The organism is Methyloceanibacter sp., from assembly GCF_050726195.1.
GTDB lineage: Bacteria > Pseudomonadota > Alphaproteobacteria > Rhizobiales > Methyloligellaceae > Methyloceanibacter.
On record NZ_JBOHJC010000005.1, the window covers coordinates 99125 to 112998 of the forward strand.

19 protein-coding genes and 1 tRNA gene are annotated in these 13874 nt (G+C 64.9%); 7 read left to right on the top strand and 13 right to left on the bottom strand.

Going from position 1 to position 13874, the window contains the following annotated elements:
• Positions 1–62 precede the first annotated feature (62 nt).
• Complete coding sequence (locus ACRECX_RS05110; protein WP_431557734.1) at positions 63–953, top strand: HpcH/HpaI aldolase/citrate lyase family protein; 891 nt, start codon at positions 63–65, stop codon at positions 951–953.
• 62 nt (positions 954–1015) lie between these two features.
• Positions 1016–2065, top strand: a complete 1050-nt coding sequence (gene trpS / locus ACRECX_RS05115; protein ID WP_431557735.1) for a tryptophan--tRNA ligase — start codon at positions 1016–1018, stop codon at positions 2063–2065.
• A gap of 2 nt (positions 2066–2067) precedes the next feature.
• Here the strand turns inward: trpS and msrA are convergent, their stop codons facing one another.
• From msrA to ACRECX_RS05135, 4 genes are all read right to left on the bottom strand, one after another.
• Positions 2068–2724: a peptide-methionine (S)-S-oxide reductase MsrA gene (msrA, locus tag ACRECX_RS05120; protein WP_431557736.1), complete on the bottom strand. Its 657-nt coding sequence runs from the start codon at positions 2722–2724 to the stop codon at positions 2068–2070.
• 37 nt (positions 2725–2761) lie between these two features.
• The gene (locus ACRECX_RS05125; RefSeq protein ID WP_431557737.1) at positions 2762–3079 is read right to left on the bottom strand and encodes a hypothetical protein; all 318 of its coding nucleotides are present in this window, start codon (positions 3077–3079) and stop codon (positions 2762–2764) included.
• 126 nt (positions 3080–3205) lie between these two features.
• Positions 3206–3535, bottom strand: coding sequence for a type II toxin-antitoxin system PemK/MazF family toxin (locus tag ACRECX_RS05130; RefSeq protein ID WP_431557738.1), 330 nt, complete (start codon positions 3533–3535; stop codon positions 3206–3208).
• On the bottom strand, positions 3522–3731 hold the full coding sequence (locus ACRECX_RS05135) for an antitoxin MazE-like protein (protein ID WP_431557739.1): 210 nt from the start codon (positions 3729–3731) through the stop codon (positions 3522–3524). Before ACRECX_RS05135 ends, ACRECX_RS05130 begins: the two co-directional genes overlap by 14 nt.
• A gap of 156 nt (positions 3732–3887) precedes the next feature.
• Here ACRECX_RS05135 and ACRECX_RS05140 point away from each other — a divergent pair.
• Together ACRECX_RS05140 and ACRECX_RS05145 are read left to right on the top strand one after the other, a co-directional pair.
• A tRNA-Ser gene (locus ACRECX_RS05140) sits at positions 3888–3977 on the top strand.
• A gap of 74 nt (positions 3978–4051) precedes the next feature.
• Entirely contained in the window at positions 4052–4780 is a 729-nt protein-coding gene (locus ACRECX_RS05145; protein ID WP_431557740.1) for a glutathione S-transferase family protein, read from the top strand.
• A gap of 42 nt (positions 4781–4822) precedes the next feature.
• Here the strand turns inward: ACRECX_RS05145 and ACRECX_RS05150 are convergent, their stop codons facing one another.
• Positions 4823–5149: a hypothetical protein gene (locus ACRECX_RS05150; RefSeq protein ID WP_431557741.1), complete on the bottom strand. Its 327-nt coding sequence runs from the start codon at positions 5147–5149 to the stop codon at positions 4823–4825.
• 273 nt (positions 5150–5422) lie between these two features.
• Here ACRECX_RS05150 and ACRECX_RS05155 point away from each other — a divergent pair, with 273 nt between their 5' ends.
• Positions 5423–6370, top strand: a complete 948-nt coding sequence (locus ACRECX_RS05155; RefSeq protein ID WP_431557742.1) for a metallophosphoesterase — start codon at positions 5423–5425, stop codon at positions 6368–6370.
• Here ACRECX_RS05155 and ACRECX_RS05160 read toward each other — a convergent pair.
• The gene (locus ACRECX_RS05160) at positions 6364–6852 is read right to left on the bottom strand and encodes a CDP-archaeol synthase (protein WP_431557743.1); all 489 of its coding nucleotides are present in this window, start codon (positions 6850–6852) and stop codon (positions 6364–6366) included. The two genes, ACRECX_RS05155 and ACRECX_RS05160, sit on opposite strands and share 7 nt — an antisense overlap.
• Positions 6853–7023: 171 nt before the next feature.
• On the opposite strand from ACRECX_RS05160, the gene ACRECX_RS05165 reads away from it, so the two are divergent.
• Both ACRECX_RS05165 and ACRECX_RS05170 read left to right on the top strand, forming a co-directional pair.
• Entirely contained in the window at positions 7024–8283 is a 1260-nt protein-coding gene (locus ACRECX_RS05165) for an MFS transporter (RefSeq protein WP_431557744.1), read from the top strand.
• Positions 8284–8625: 342 nt separating this feature from the next.
• Positions 8626–9552, top strand: coding sequence for a hypothetical protein (locus ACRECX_RS05170; protein ID WP_431557745.1), 927 nt, complete (start codon positions 8626–8628; stop codon positions 9550–9552).
• Here ACRECX_RS05170 and ACRECX_RS05175 read toward each other — a convergent pair.
• The 7 genes from ACRECX_RS05175 to ACRECX_RS05205 form a co-directional block, all read right to left on the bottom strand.
• The gene (locus tag ACRECX_RS05175; protein ID WP_431557746.1) at positions 9549–10370 is read right to left on the bottom strand and encodes a lysophospholipid acyltransferase family protein; all 822 of its coding nucleotides are present in this window, start codon (positions 10368–10370) and stop codon (positions 9549–9551) included. The genes ACRECX_RS05170 and ACRECX_RS05175 overlap by 4 nt on opposite strands.
• A 42-nt stretch (positions 10371–10412) precedes the next feature.
• A complete protein-coding gene (locus ACRECX_RS05180) occupies positions 10413–10670 on the bottom strand; it encodes a hypothetical protein (protein WP_431557747.1) in 258 nt (85 codons plus the stop codon).
• An 83-nt stretch (positions 10671–10753) separates the two neighbouring features.
• Positions 10754–11215, bottom strand: a complete 462-nt coding sequence (locus ACRECX_RS05185) for a Fur family transcriptional regulator (protein WP_431557832.1) — start codon at positions 11213–11215, stop codon at positions 10754–10756.
• A 5-nt stretch (positions 11216–11220) separates the two neighbouring features.
• Entirely contained in the window at positions 11221–11709 is a 489-nt protein-coding gene (locus tag ACRECX_RS05190; protein ID WP_431557748.1) for a GNAT family N-acetyltransferase, read from the bottom strand.
• Positions 11709–12398: a tRNA (adenosine(37)-N6)-threonylcarbamoyltransferase complex dimerization subunit type 1 TsaB gene (gene tsaB / locus ACRECX_RS05195; RefSeq protein WP_431557749.1), complete on the bottom strand. Its 690-nt coding sequence runs from the start codon at positions 12396–12398 to the stop codon at positions 11709–11711. Before tsaB ends, ACRECX_RS05190 begins: the two co-directional genes overlap by 1 nt.
• A gap of 9 nt (positions 12399–12407) precedes the next feature.
• Positions 12408–12998 carry a malonic semialdehyde reductase gene (locus ACRECX_RS05200; RefSeq protein ID WP_431557750.1) on the bottom strand — a complete coding sequence of 197 codons (591 nt, stop codon included), beginning with the start codon at positions 12996–12998 and terminating at the stop codon, positions 12408–12410.
• A complete protein-coding gene (locus ACRECX_RS05205) occupies positions 12995–13552 on the bottom strand; it encodes a NifU family protein (protein ID WP_431557751.1) in 558 nt (185 codons plus the stop codon). Before ACRECX_RS05205 ends, ACRECX_RS05200 begins: the two co-directional genes overlap by 4 nt.
• Between the last annotated feature and the right edge of the window lie 322 nt (positions 13553–13874).

A 13874-nucleotide genomic window follows, 5' to 3' on the forward strand; every position in this document is an offset into this window, starting at 1 on the left:
GTTTTCCTCGGCACGACTCTGTCCTATGTTGCGCTGCAACAAAGCTTGCCGGGGGATTGCAGATGGAAGGCCGCCCACGCCGCAGCGCGCTCTACATGCCAGGCTCGAACGAGCGCGCGCTCGAAAAGGCAAAAGGCATTCCCGCCGACGCCCTGATCTTCGATCTCGAAGACGCCGTGGCTCCGGACGCCAAGGTGCGCGCCCGCGAGCAGGTCTGCGCGGCGGTGAAGAGCGGCGGCTATGGCGGCCGCGAGGTGGTGATCCGCGTCAATGCGTTGGAGACGCCGTGGGGCACCGACGACCTGATCGCCGCGTGCGAGGCGGTGCCCGACGCGATCCTCGTGCCGAAGGTCGTCCATTCCGGCGACATCATCTCCGCCGCCAAAATTCTCCAGAGCGTGCATGCGCCGGAAAAGGTCAGGCTATGGGCCATGATGGAGACGCCGATGGCGATCCTAAACGCGCGCACCATCGCCGCCACCGCCGTGTACAAGGAGAACCGGCTCTCCTGCCTCGTCATGGGCACCAACGACCTCATCAAGGAATCCCGCGCCCGCGCCCTGCATGACCGCTTCGCCGTGGTCCCGTGGCTCGCCATGACCTTGGTCGCCGCGCGTGCCTACAAGCTCGACATCCTCGATGGCGTCTACAATGACTTCCGCGACGAGGAGGGCTTGCGCGACGAGTGTGAGCGCGGCCGCATCCTCGGCATGGACGGCAAGACGCTCATCCATCCTAGCCAGGTCGTCCCGTGCAACGATATCTTCTCGCCGACGCAAGAGGAGGTCGATTGGTCGCGCAAGATCATCGATGCCTTCGGCCAGCCGGAAAATGCCAACAAGGGGGTCATCGTCGTCGAGGGGCACATGGTCGAGCGGCTGCATTTCGCCATGGCCCAGCGGACCGTCGCCATCGCCGAGCAGATTCGCGAGATGGAGGCGGCTTGCGCCTAGCTGTGTGGCCTTGCGCTGAGGCGAGCCCCACGCCATAACCCGCGAGCGCTCAGGGGCGAGGCATGCAAGAGACCAAGACAAAGACCAAGACCCGCGTCTTCTCGGGCGTTCAGCCGACCGGCAACCTCCATCTCGGCAACTATCTCGGGGCCATCACCCGGTTCGTAGCGCTGCAGGCCGAGCACGAATGCCTCTATTGCGTGGTCGATCTCCACGCCATCACCGTGTTCCAGGACCCCGACGAGCTCGCCCACAACACCCGCGAGGTGACCGCCGCCTTCATCGCCTCCGGCATCGATCCGACCCGCCAGATCATCTTCAACCAAAGCCAGGTCTCCGGCCACGCCGAGCTTGCCTGGATCTTCAATTGCGTCGCCCGCATCGGCTGGCTCAACCGCATGACCCAGTTCAAGGAGAAGGCGGGCAAGGACAAGGAGAACGCCTCAGCCGGGCTTTTCGTCTATCCGAACCTGATGGCCGCCGACATTCTGCTCTATCACGCGACCCATGTGCCCGTGGGAGAGGACCAGAAGCAGCACCTCGAGCTTGCCCGCGACATCGCCCAGAAATTCAACAACGACTTCGCCAAGTCGATCGCCCGCGAAGATTATCCGAACGGCTTCTTCCCGCTGCCCGAGCCGCTCATCGCCGGCCCGGCGACGCGGGTGATGAGTCTGCGCGACGGCACCAAGAAGATGTCGAAGTCCGAAGCCTCGGACATGACGCGCATCAACTTGACCGACGACGCCGACGCTATCGCCAAGAAGATCAGGAAGGCCAAGACAGATCCCGAGCCGCTGCCGTCCGAGGTCAAGGGACTGGCGTCGCGGCCCGAGGCCGACAACCTGATCGGCATCTACGCCGCGTTGGACGGCACCGACAAAGAGGCGGTCTTGCGCGAGTTCGGCGGCGCGCCGTTTTCGAAGTTCAAGGAGGCGCTCGCCGAGCTCGCCACGGCGAAGCTGACGCCAATCGGCGCGGAGATGCGCCGCCTCATGGCCGACCCCGTAGAGATCGACCGCATCCTTGCCGACGGCGCGGCGCGCGCGCACGCCATCGCCGACCCGATTCTCGCCAAGACCAAGGATATCGTCGGCTTTATCCGCAGCTGACGTTAAGCCGAAACCCCCGTCCCAATTGGACAGGAGACGCCGGTGCCGCCGAGCCCGCAATAGCCCGCCGGATTCTTGGCGAGATATTGCTGGTGGTAGCCCTCGGCGAAATAGAACGCCGGCGCCGGCGCGATCTCCGTGGTGATCTGGCCCATGCCGCGCGCCATGAGCGCCGCCTCATAGGCCGCCTTGGACTCCTGCGCCGAGCGACGCTGCTCATCCGAATAGTAATAGATGCCCGAGCGGTACTGGGTGCCGACGTCGTTGCCCTGGCGCATGCCTTGCGTCGGGTCATGGCTCTCCCAGAACGTCTTGAGCAGCTGCTCGTAGCTGATCCGCTTCGGGTCGAACACCACGAGCACGGCCTCGGTATGCCCGGTCATGCCGGAGCACACCTCCTCGTAGGTCGGGTTCGGCGTATGGCCGCCGGCATAGCCCACCGCCGTCACGTAAACGCCGGGCAGCTCCCAGAACTTCCGCTCCGCGCCCCAGAAGCAGCCGAGCCCGAACAGCGCCTTCTCGGCGCCTTCAGGGTAGGGGCCCTTGAGCGGCGCGCCGCTCACGAAATGGTCGGCGGCGGTGGGAATGGGGTGCGGCCGGCCGGGCAAAGCCTCGTCGGGCGAGGGGACGGCGTGCGGCTTGCGCTTGAATGAAAACATGGAGGTCTCCGTTTGTGGCTGCCCCGAACGTCCCCCGCTAATTGATGAACACCTCGACCTGCTTCCGCTTCTGGCCGAGCCAGTAGAGGAACACGCCGAGGATGCCGAACACGACCCAGGTCGGCGCACTCAAGATCGCGACCATCACCGGATCCCAAAGCCACGTGCCGGCGTTCGCCTCGATCCACTTCTTCGACACTTCGAGCGTATCGGGCGCGAGCTGCCGCCACTGCTCGCCCATGGGGGTGACCACCCACGCGCCACCGCCCGCCAGGCTCTTGGTGGCGTCGACGACGGCGGCGACCATGGCGAGCAGAAGCAGCCAGACGCCGAGAATGCGAAGGACAAACCGCATGGACGATAGTGGCAGATCTCGTTTCTCCGCCTACATAAGCCATCGGCCGATCACGTTCAAACGGTGGTTTGGTCACGTTCCGGCGAGCCGCCCCCGCCCACCTGGGGCCGCGCGAGAAGCCGGTAGTCAATCCGCAAGCCCCATGACGAAGGCCAGTGCAATGTTGAGACGCCGGATGTCCGGGGCATCGAGGCGGCCGATGACCTGGCCAATCCTCCGGCGCCGAACCGTCACTGGCTTGTCAGCCATGACCTGCGACCGCATCCGCAATCCGTTTGCACGACTTGGTTCAAGCGTGACTCGAAAGTCCGGAGCATCGACGATCTCCGATGTGATCTGGCAGATCACGACCGAAGCATGCGCTTCCGGAAGTGCATCCGTCTGGACAATCACCGCCGGTCGGGGTTTGCCGTAATCCCCTGTGGCGGCGACGACAACGACATCACCGCGTTTCATCGTCTCTGGGGACGTCAGGCGCGTCGAAATCGGACACCGCTTCGATCCACGTCAAGGCCCCATCCTCGGCATCCGGGCTGAGATGTGCGACTTGAGCCGCCACGCGTCGCCGGACGGAGCGTTGCCGGGCATCGGGTACGAGGAGACGCAATTCGCGCAAGCCCCGGGCCCGTTGCCGCTCGCGCATTGCCCTCATTCTTTCGGCCGGTATGGTCACCTTGATACCTCGCGGGACATGGCTGACCCGACTGTAACGCGTTACGCTCGACGAGACAATGCGAAGATGGAGCGCCCGCCGCTTGCTTGCGCGGCAAGGTCGCTTAGCTATAGTGCGGCGCTTTTGTGAGCCTTTGGAGAGGTGGCCGAGTGGTCGAAGGCGCACGCCTGGAACGCGTGTAGGCGGGCAACCGTCTCGAGGGTTCGAATCCCTCCCTCTCCGCCATCCTACGCCCTCCTCCTGACACCATGCTGTCGGATGTGAGGGATGCCATGTCGTTCGCGCTAACGGGGGATGTCATGATCACCCTTTACAGCTTCGGACCTGCTTTCGGGCTTCCCGACCCGAGTCCGTTCGTGACCAAGGCGGAGACGCTCCTGAAAATGGCCGGTCTCGACTACACCGTCGACACCGCCACCCTCTTCAAGAAGGCCCCCAAGGGCAAGCTGCCCTATATCGAGGATGACTGCGAGATCATCGGCGATTCGACCTTCATCCGCTGGCATATCGAGAAGAAATACGGCTTCGATTTCGACCGAGGCCTAAACCCCGAGCAGCGGGCCATCGCCTGGGCCTTCGAGAAGATGCTTGAAGAGCATCTCTACTGGACCGTGGTTCACGCGCGCTGGATGGATGACGCCAATTTCGACAAGGGCCCGCGCGCATTCTTCCAGGGCGTGCCCGCGCCGATGCGGCCCTTCGTGCTCGGCATGATACGCCGGAAGATTCGCCGGGCGTTGCATGGGCAGGGCACAGGCCGCCACGCGCGGGACGAGATCGTTGCGCTCGGCACGCGCTCGATCGACTCCGCGGCGAATTTCCTTGCCGACAAGCCGTTCATGATGGGCGCCGAGCCGACCGGCCTCGACGCAACGGCCTTCGCCTTCTGCGCCGGCCTGCTCTGTCCGTTTTTTGAAACGCCGCTCCGCGGCGCAGCCGAGCGCCATGGCAACCTGAGGCGCTATGTCGGGCGCGTGGGAGCCCGGTTCTATCCGGATCGACGGGAAATCGCGCAGTACGCTGCCTAGCGGCTCAATGCGCGCCCCGACGTCTGACGCAGCCCGAGCCGGTCAGGCCGCCTTGAGCTCGATGATGACGTTCGTTGGCTCCGGCGCATGCGGCGCAAGGTTGGTGCGGCCTTCGTCGCTCCAACTGGCGAGCTTGACCACCACGCCTTGTTGCGAGCCTGCGTCCGTCGGCTGGACGGGTTCAACGATGAGCAGCCCGCTGCCGTCAACGAAGTAGGTATGATTTCCGAAGAGCTGAATGAGTTGCGGCACAGCGGGGTGTGTTTCGGGCAGAGCCTCGGCATCGAACTGGGCTAGCGTCTGCTGGACGGCTTGAGAGGACAATTTCATCAGGAACTCCTTTCGCTCGGACGCGAGCGCGGCGCTCACGCTTGGTTCCCCTCGGGTCGGTCCTCGATCCTGGCTTCACCATAGAACGCAATGGGCAGACGGCCAAATTTGGCCGGGCTGCCCCAGTTTTTCGTCCGAATCTGCCGTGATTGCTGAGCCCAAGTGCGCGCCAGGGGCGGGCAGTTTACTCCACTCGTTTGACCCGCTTAGTGTCCGCGATGAGTTAGCGCGAAATGACCCCTTGCCCCACGGGGCCGATTTGGCCCAAGTCTCGCGGCAAAAGTCTCGCGGCAAAGGAGCGCCCGCGGCCAGATGTCGGACAAAGATGTTCTAACCATCCTGGAAAAGCGCCTTGGCCGCCGCCATGCGCGCCAGCGTCTCGGCATCGAGAAGGATCACGAGGCGCAGGTCTTCGGCCAGGGCCTCAATTTCTTCCACATCGAGAATCTGCCGTTCGGCCAGGCCATGATCCGCGCGGTGCTCATGGCAAGCGGGCTCTATTGGCGCGGCCTGCGCAACGCCGCCAAGGTCGAGCTGAGGCACAACCAAATCCGCGCGCCGCGCCTGCCGGAGGCCTTTGAAGGCTTCACCATCCTCCAGATCAGCGATCTCCATGTCGAGCAGAGTACAGCGGCGATGGCGCGGGTAATCCAGCTCGTCGAGGACCTTCGCTACGACATGGCCATTCTGACGGGCGACTATCGAGCCAAGACCTGGGGCCCCTATGACGAAAGTCTGGCCGGTGTGGCCAAGGTGTGCGCCGCTCTCAAGGGCCCGGTCTACGGCGTGCTGGGCAATCACGACACTATTCGCATGGTACCGGGACTGGAGGCGATGGGCGTCAGGATGCTGCTCAACGAAGCGGAGGTCGTCGAACGCGGCGGCGCACGCGTCCATCTCGCCGGCATCGACGACGCCCACTTCTATGGCGTGGACAATATCGAGAAGGCGGCCCACAACATTCCGCATGAGGAGTTCTCGATCCTCGTCACGCACACGCCGGAAATTTACCGGCAGGCGGCCCACGCGGACTTCGACGTGCTCCTGAGTGGCCATACCCACGGCGGCCAGATCTGCCTGCCCGGCGGCATACCCATTACCCTGAGCGCGGTGTTGCCGAGGGCTCTAGGCTCGGGTCCATGGCGGCACCACGACATGATCGGCTACACCTCTGTCGGCGCCGGCTCGTCCGTCGTACCCGTGCGCTTCAACTGTTCGCCCGAGATCACCCTTCACCTTCTGTGCCGGTCCGATCAATAGGGCTCGTCACGCAAGCGAAGTTTGAACAGGATGCGTGAGACCACGAGGCTGCCCACGAAGAAGATCGCCGTTCCCGCGGCGATGCCGAGCGGCGTGACGGGGACCAGCAGTCCGGCCGCGATCAGCGGAAAAAGCGCCTCTGGGACTTGATCGAGGCCGATCGCTTGAGCGCTTGGCGGGTATCCCAGACGCCGCTTCACGAAGCTGGAGGTAAGGTCTCCGGCCATGGCTGCAAGGGCGACCACCAGACCGAGCCTCCAGCCGAGCCCCATCAGCACGGCGGCAAGTATCGTTGCCAGCAGTGAAAGCACAATCCCGCGAATGGTCTTGGACGGGCCGAAGAGGGGCCCGCCATCGGCGAGCACCGCGCCGCCGTCCAGAGGCCAGGCATATGCGCCGCCTAGGATCTTCTTGGCGAAGACCGGAGTTCCGTTGGCCACGGCCATCAGGATCAAAAGCTGCAAGATCAACACCGGCTGCATGGATACTCCAAGCTGTCCGCCCAACAAGAAGCGGAACCTGGCAAATCTAAGGTTCTTACCTTGCCGGCAGCCACGCGCCATCCCGCGAGGAAATGCCCTCTTGCCCTCGACGTGTGGTTTGGCACAAGTCTGCGCGCTTCCGCACGCACGATCTTAGGCAGGCTCGACGTCATGACGATCGCAAGAGAAAGCACGGCCCCCGAGGCAGACCAGCAGACCGCGGTCGCCGTGCTCGCCGCCATCAGCGTCTGCCACATGCTGAACGACGTGATCCAGTCGCTGATCATGGCGATCTACCCCATGCTCAAGACGAGCTTGGCGCTCGACTTCGCGCAGATCGGCTTCATCACCTTCACCTTCCAAGCCACCGCCTCGGTGCTCCAGCCGCTCGTGGGCTATGTCACCGACCGGTATCCGACGCCTTATTCGCTCGTCGCCGGCATGGGGTCTTCGTTGTTCGGCCTGCTGCTGATCGCCTTCGCCACGAACTACCTGGCCGTGCTTGCCGGTGCTGCGCTGATCGGCATGGGCTCGTCGGTGTTTCATCCGGAGTCCTCGCGCGTGGCGCGGCTCGCCTCCGGCGGCCGCCACGGCATGGCGCAGTCCGTATTCCAAGTCGGCGGTAATTTCGGCACGGCGCTCGGGCCTCTTGCCGCTGCCTTCATCGTTCTGCCTTTCGGGCAGGAGAGCATCGCCTGGTTCTCGGTCGTGGCGCTGCTCGGCATGGCGCTCCTGGTCGGCGTCGGCTCCTGGTATGGCAAGACTCTGAAGCTGAATGCTGCCGCGCCGCACAGTGAGCGGAAGGCGATCGCCGAGCTCGGCCGCCGCAAGGTGGCGATCTCTATCGCGCTTCTCGTGGTCCTGACCTTCTCCAAGCACTTCTACCTGGTCTCGATCACGAGCTTCTACATTTTCTATCTGATCCACACTTTCGACGTGTCGGTGCAGGCGGCGCAGCTTTATCTGTTCTTGTTCCTTGGCGCGGTCGCGGCCGGCACGGTGATCGGCGGCCCGATCGGCGACCGCATCGGCACGCGCCGGGTAATCTGGTGGTCGATCCTCGGCGTGCTGCCGTTTACCCTCGCGCTCCCCTATGTGGGCTTATTCTGGACGGCGGTGCTCTCCGTCGTCATCGGCCTTATTTTGGCGTCGGCCCACCCGGCTATCATCGTCTATGCCCAGGGACTTTTGCCTGGCCGCGTCGGCATGGTGGCGGGCCTGTTCTTCGGGCTCGCCTTCGGCGTTGCGGGTATCGGCGCGGCGCTACTGGGCAAGCTCGCCGACGCCACCAGCATCACGTTCGTCTATCATGTGTGCGCTTTCCTGCCTGCCATCGGCCTCCTCGCGGCTTTTCTGCCAGAGACCGCGAAGCCGAAGACGCCGAGGCCCAGAAAAATCCGCGCCCGCAAGCGTCCGGCAGCCACCATTTGACAAGATGATGACGCATGATCTGTCGCGTGGAACGTCCCTGTTCAAAAAGCGTCTTGGTTTTGTCTTACGGATTTGCGCACTACCGGAGCGATACCGCCTGGACTGCTCGGGCGCGCCCACGCCAATGCTCGGCGACATTGGCCGGAGCGGCAAATGCGAGACACGGTAGAAGGTTGGGGGTAGTATGACGATCGAGGCGCCGAGGCTTGAGGCTGCGTTCGGCGCATTTCCGTATCAGTTCTGCGTACTTGCCGAGCGGCGGTCGGCGGGCCTTTGTGCTTGTGGAACCCCCTGTTCGGCCCAGTCGTTCTGTTGAGGTCAGTAATCTAGGGGGCGATCGAGATGCGTGATATTCGCGGGGATTTACAGGACCGGGCGAGCTTCCTCGAGGAGGAGATCAGCGCGGTCCAGGCGGACTTGCAAAAACAGATAGAGCAGCTGAAGCGGCAGCACGAAGCCAAGGTCCTGGACCTTCAGGCTGAGCTTGAGGCCGTGACGACGCTCATGGATTTGGAGTGCCGGCGACTAGGCAGCGCCGCTCCTGCGCAAGAGGCCGATCGCGGGCGCCCTGCACAGCCGCAAGCGGCGCAAGCCCGCCGTCAGGCGAGCCCGCCGCCCGCGCCCGAGGCCGACCACCATCGCCGTCCGCCCGCTCCAGAGGCCGAGCCCTATCGCCGTCCAGTTGCACAGGAGGCGGAACATCGGCGGCCTCCCGCACCGGCGCCCGAGCAGCGCCGTCCGGTGATGGCCGAAGCCGAGCAACAGCGTCGTCCGGTGCAAACGGCCGAGCATTATGTCCAGCCGCAGGCACCGAGTGCCGAGCAGCAGCGTCGTCCGGCACAGGCCGCCGAGCACTACGCCCGGCCACAGGCTCCTGAAGCCGAGCATCAGCGCCGTCCGGCGCCCATGGTGGCCCAAGAGGCCGAGCATGAGCATCGCCCGGCCGCGCCTCAGGTCTACCGGCGCCCGGCGCCACCGCCGATGCCGGAGCCCGAGCAGCGCCGGCCTGCGCCGATGCCGCCACAGCCGCAGCCGCCACTCGCCGATTTCCTCATTCGCAAATTGAGCGAGCACGGCGCCATGACGCTCGACGACCTCTGCCATCTCGCGGTGCAGGAGGGCTATTTCGCCGAGGGCGAGATCGCCGACCGCGGCGTCCATGTCACCCTCATGAACGTGGCCAAGGCGGGCTTCATTCGGCAGCTGCCGAACGGAACCTTCGCGCCGGCGACGGTCATGGACACGATCAGGCTGAGGCGCGCGATCTAGGCGTCGCGCGCCTTCGCGCCACCATTGGCGCTGGGCCGTCCGCGCAACAGCTCGACGACGTCGTTGCGGACCTTCTCCTCGGCATAGCGCGCCAGCGCCTTGCGGTCGGGAAACGAATCGAGCGGCACGGGCGGCCCGATGCGGATATTGGCGTCGAGGGGGCCGAGGCCCAGCAGCTTCCAGGCGTGGCTCGCCATGTCCATGTCGCCATACCAGGCGACCTGCGGCCGGCCGCGCCGCCCGAGCGGCAACCCGTAGACCCTGGTGTAGGTCAGCGCCAAGGTCTGCGCCGACACGTTCGATCCCATAGGCCTGCCGCCTATAGGCTTCGCCGCGGCGAACAGCGCGGTGCGGAACGGCACCACGCTATTGCCGTCGCTTGAGGTGCCCTCGGCGAACAGCACGATATGGTCACCGGCCTCGAGCCGGCTCAAGATCTCGTTCGCCTTGTCGCCCACCGCGCTTCGACGCTCGCGATCCACGAACACCGAGCGTTGCAGCTTGGCGAGCCAGCTCACGAACGGCCAGCTCGCTACCTCCTGCTTCGCCACGAACGAGACCGGGGCGACCGCCGACAGCACGGTGATGTCGAGCCATGAGACGTGATTGGAGATGAGGAGCACGCCCTGCTCCGCCGCGACGTCGCCCTCGATGTTGAGGCGGATGCCGACAATTTTGCACACTTGGCGGTGATACCAGTTGGGGAAGGTGCGGGCATAGCGCGAGCCGGTCCTTAGGAACAGGAGCTGGAGCGGCATCAAGGGGAAGGTAAAGGCGAAGAACGCCGCCAGCACGAGAAACGCCCGCACGCTTCGCATGGTTATGCCGTCAATCGAGACTTGTGCACGGTCACGTCGCTGTCAGTGGCAGGTGCGGCGGCCGTAATACGTCGTGCAGATGCCGCGCAAGGCAGGGTTGCCGCGCGGCGGCGGCAGCATCTCGTAGCGGCAATCCGTGCGCACCTCGTCATATCCCCATTCGCTGACCGTGCAGACCTCGCGCGTCACTGCCGGCACCAGTTCGACCTCGGCTTCTGTCTCTGGCACGAACGCGTGCTCGGCCTCCGCCGCACCACAAAGCATCGCCACCGTCAAGGCGATAACCGCCCGCTTACCCATCGCGCCACCCCCTTATCGTTCGTCTCGACGCACCTCAAGTTGTCCCGGCCTTCGCGCGAAGTCAAACGCGCCGAGCGTGTACCTCACTTGTCCTTCTTGAGCGGGGCGCCGAACAGCTCGAGCCGGTGGCCGATCAGGCGGAAGCCAAGCTCCTTCGCCACCCGCTCCTGCAGGCGCTCGATGTCCTCGTTGCGGAACTCGATGACTTCCCCTGTCTTGACGTTGATGAGATGGTCGTGATGGGCGTGCCCGGCCGGCTCGTAGCGCGCGCGGCCGTCGCCGAAATCGTGACGCTCGACGATGCCGGCATTCTCCAGGAGGCGCACCGTGCGATAGACGGTGGACAGCGAGATGCGCGGGTCGCGTTCGCTCGCCCGCCGGTAAACCTCTTCGACGTCGGGATGATCGTGCGCCTCCGACAGCACGCGGGCGATGGTCCGCCGCTGGCCCGTCATGCGCATGCCGCTATCGGCGCAGAGCCGCTCCAGCCTGCTCTCCCGTGTCGCTGGCTTGGCCATGGACCCCTGGCTATCGCTGACTTTCATCTGACTCATCGTCGACCCGCGCCATCATCGGGGGGTGAGTCTGAAAGGGCAAGGCTGAAGATCGCGGCGTCCGCGCCGCTTTCGTAATAGGCCGGGCGCCGTCCGACCGGCATGGCGCCCAAAGACCGATAGAGCGCGAGCGCTGCGGCGTTGCCCTCCTCAACCTCGAGGAACAGGCGCTTGACGTCGCCTGTCCGCAACTGCTCCGCCGCCTCAATGAGAAGCGCGCGGGCAAGGCCGAGGCGCCGACACGCCGGCGCGACGGCAAGGGTCAGAAGTTCGGCCTCGTCGGCGGCGCGCCGCGCGATCAAAATCCCGGCGGGAACCGGCCCAAAATCGCCGGCATACCCAACAAGGCAGAGCGTGCCGGGACCGGCGATGAAGGTTGCCATCGCCGCCTCGTCCCAGGCCTTCGCGAAACACGCTGCGTGGATGGACGCCATGAGTGCCGCATCGAATGGCGCCGCCTGGCTCACGAGAATCTCGACCGGCATCAGCGCCGCTCCACAGTCTGCGCCTGCGGCTTGGCGTCGGGCGGGCGCAGATAGAGCGGCCGCAAGGTTGGAGAGGTCTCGCGCGTTCCGAGCGCGATCTCGGCAAGCGCCGCCGCGCTCGGCTGGAGATCGGGCAAGACCGCTTCGATCTGCCGGCCCTTCGCCGTAGCCGCCGTCGCGAGCAGGTCTGCTCCGCTGCTGGCGGCAAGGTGCAACCCATCGGGCAAGAGAGCGATGGCATCATCGGGCGCAATGAGAAGGGGCCCCTCGATCCTGGTTCCAGCGGCATCGTAGAGACCGAGATAGAGCATGCCGCGGCGCGCATCCGCGGCGATCGCAAACGGCCCGTTCGGCGCGGTCTCTTGCTGAAGTGCAACTCGCGCCATCACCGTGAGGCTGTCGGTGCCGAAGAGCTTGGCCTTGGTTACGAGCGCGAGCCCGCGCGCCGCGGCAATGGCGATGCGCACGCCGGTGAAGCTGCCTGGTCCCACTGTCGCCGCGATCACGTCGAGGTCGTCCGGGCCGATCTCCGCCTCGGCCATGACCGCCTCGACCATCGGCATCAGCGCCTCGGCATGGCCGCGCATCATCTCCGCGTAGCGCGCATGTAGCCGACGCGCGTTGCCTTCGGCACACAACACTGCCGCGGAACAGGCACCCATGCTCGTGTCGAGCGCGAGGATGTTCATGGGGCTTCTTTAGAGGATGCGCGCCATCTGGTCGAAGCTGAACCGCGGCGAGCGCGGAAATAGCGTGCTCGCATCGCCATAGGCGAGATTGCACAGGAAGTTCGACTTGACGCTGGTGCCGGCGAAGAACTCGCGGTCGACGCCATCATTGTCGAATCCCGACATCGGCCCGCTATCGAGGCCGAGCGCCCGCGCCGCCATGATCAGATAGGCGCCTTGCAAGGTGCCGTTACGGAACGCCGTCTCTTCGATCTTCTTCGGCTTGCCCGCGAACCAGCTTTTGGCGTCGGTATGGGGAAACAGCATCGGCAGGTGCTCGTAGAAGTCAAGGTCGTAGCCGATGATGGTGCACACCGGCGCCTTTATCGTCTTGTCCCGGTTGCCTTCCGACAGATGCGGCTTGAGCCGTTCCTTCGCGGCGGGCGACTTGAGAAAGAGAAACCGCGCCGGGCTGCAATTGGCCGACGTCGGGCCAAGCTTCAGAAGATCGACGATCTCGTGCAACAGCTCGTCCGGAACGTCTTTGTCGCGCCACGCATTGTAGGTGCGCGCGTCGCGAAACAGTTGATCGAGGCAGGCGTCTGGTAGTTTCCCCGTCAAACCGGACGCACCTCTTGCACTTCGGGGATGAAGTGGCGGAGCAGGTTTTCGATGCCGTGACGCAAGGTCGCCGTCGAGGAGGGACACCCCGAGCAGGCGCCGCGCATGTGGAGAAACACAATGCCGTCGCGATAGCCCTGGAAGGTGATGTCGCCCCCGTCCTGGGCGACCGCGGGCCGCACCCGCGTATCGAGCAGCTCCTTGATGGTCTTGACCGTGGCCTCGTCCTCCGGCGCAAAGAACTCGCCCTCGCCCTCGGGGTGCGCCGGCTCGCCGCTAGTCACCGCCTCGCCCGACAGATAGTGCTCCATGATGGCGCCGAGAATGGCGGGCTTCAAATGCTGCCACTCGCCGTCGCCTTTGGTGACGCTGATGAAGTCCGACCCGAGAAACACGCCCCTCACGCCCTCGATCTCGAACAGGCGGGCGGCGAGCGGCGAGGACTTGCCCTGCTCGGGGTCCAGAAACTCGACGGTTCCCTCGCCGAGCACGGCCCTTCCCGGGAGGAACTTCAAGGTGGCGGGGTTGGGGGTCGCCTCGGTCTGGATGAACATCGTCTGCCTCTTTGGCTCCTAACGCGCGATCCCTGCGAAAGGTCACGCCAGATTAGAATAATTCTAGTCCATAGTTGGCCCTGCCTGGCCCAAAGTCAAGGCTGCGCGGCCTCTTATAGCATGGACGCACGACCCCGTTGCCGCGACGCGTTGAGCGCCCGGGTTATGCTCCTTTCTCCCCCTCTGGTCATGAGGGGGTGGCGCGCCGAACGGCGCAGTCCGTAATTGGTGTCGTGTCCTTGGCGAGGACACGCGGGCGCCTTCCGGCGCGCCACATGCGCTCAAGTAGGCCAGAGGCCGGTAGCGCATGCTCATTTGCGGC

Excerpts from the sequence above, each read along its gene's own strand:
- ACRECX_RS05110 (WP_431557734.1), top strand. The coding sequence starts at position 63 with ATGGAAGGCCGCCCACGCCGCAGCGCGCTCTACATGCCAGGCTCGAAC.
- trpS (WP_431557735.1), top strand. The coding sequence starts at position 1,016 with ATGCAAGAGACCAAGACAAAGACCAAGACCCGCGTCTTCTCGGGCGTT.
- msrA (WP_431557736.1), bottom strand. The coding sequence starts at position 2,724 with ATGTTTTCATTCAAGCGCAAGCCGCACGCCGTCCCCTCGCCCGACGAG.
- ACRECX_RS05125 (WP_431557737.1), bottom strand. The coding sequence starts at position 3,079 with ATGCGGTTTGTCCTTCGCATTCTCGGCGTCTGGCTGCTTCTGCTCGCC.
- ACRECX_RS05130 (WP_431557738.1), bottom strand. The coding sequence starts at position 3,535 with ATGAAACGCGGTGATGTCGTTGTCGTCGCCGCCACAGGGGATTACGGC.
- ACRECX_RS05135 (WP_431557739.1), bottom strand. The coding sequence starts at position 3,731 with ATGAGGGCAATGCGCGAGCGGCAACGGGCCCGGGGCTTGCGCGAATTG.
- ACRECX_RS05145 (WP_431557740.1), top strand. The coding sequence starts at position 4,052 with ATGATCACCCTTTACAGCTTCGGACCTGCTTTCGGGCTTCCCGACCCG.
- ACRECX_RS05155 (WP_431557742.1), top strand. The coding sequence starts at position 5,423 with ATGTCGGACAAAGATGTTCTAACCATCCTGGAAAAGCGCCTTGGCCGC.
- ACRECX_RS05160 (WP_431557743.1), bottom strand. The coding sequence starts at position 6,852 with ATGCAGCCGGTGTTGATCTTGCAGCTTTTGATCCTGATGGCCGTGGCC.
- ACRECX_RS05165 (WP_431557744.1), top strand. The coding sequence starts at position 7,024 with ATGACGATCGCAAGAGAAAGCACGGCCCCCGAGGCAGACCAGCAGACC.
- ACRECX_RS05170 (WP_431557745.1), top strand. The coding sequence starts at position 8,626 with ATGCGTGATATTCGCGGGGATTTACAGGACCGGGCGAGCTTCCTCGAG.
- ACRECX_RS05175 (WP_431557746.1), bottom strand. The coding sequence starts at position 10,370 with ATGCGAAGCGTGCGGGCGTTTCTCGTGCTGGCGGCGTTCTTCGCCTTT.
- ACRECX_RS05180 (WP_431557747.1), bottom strand. The coding sequence starts at position 10,670 with ATGGGTAAGCGGGCGGTTATCGCCTTGACGGTGGCGATGCTTTGTGGT.
- ACRECX_RS05185 (WP_431557832.1), bottom strand. The coding sequence starts at position 11,215 with ATGAAAGTCAGCGATAGCCAGGGGTCCATGGCCAAGCCAGCGACACGG.
- ACRECX_RS05190 (WP_431557748.1), bottom strand. The coding sequence starts at position 11,709 with ATGCCGGTCGAGATTCTCGTGAGCCAGGCGGCGCCATTCGATGCGGCA.
- tsaB (WP_431557749.1), bottom strand. The coding sequence starts at position 12,398 with ATGAACATCCTCGCGCTCGACACGAGCATGGGTGCCTGTTCCGCGGCA.
- ACRECX_RS05205 (WP_431557751.1), bottom strand. The coding sequence starts at position 13,552 with ATGTTCATCCAGACCGAGGCGACCCCCAACCCCGCCACCTTGAAGTTC.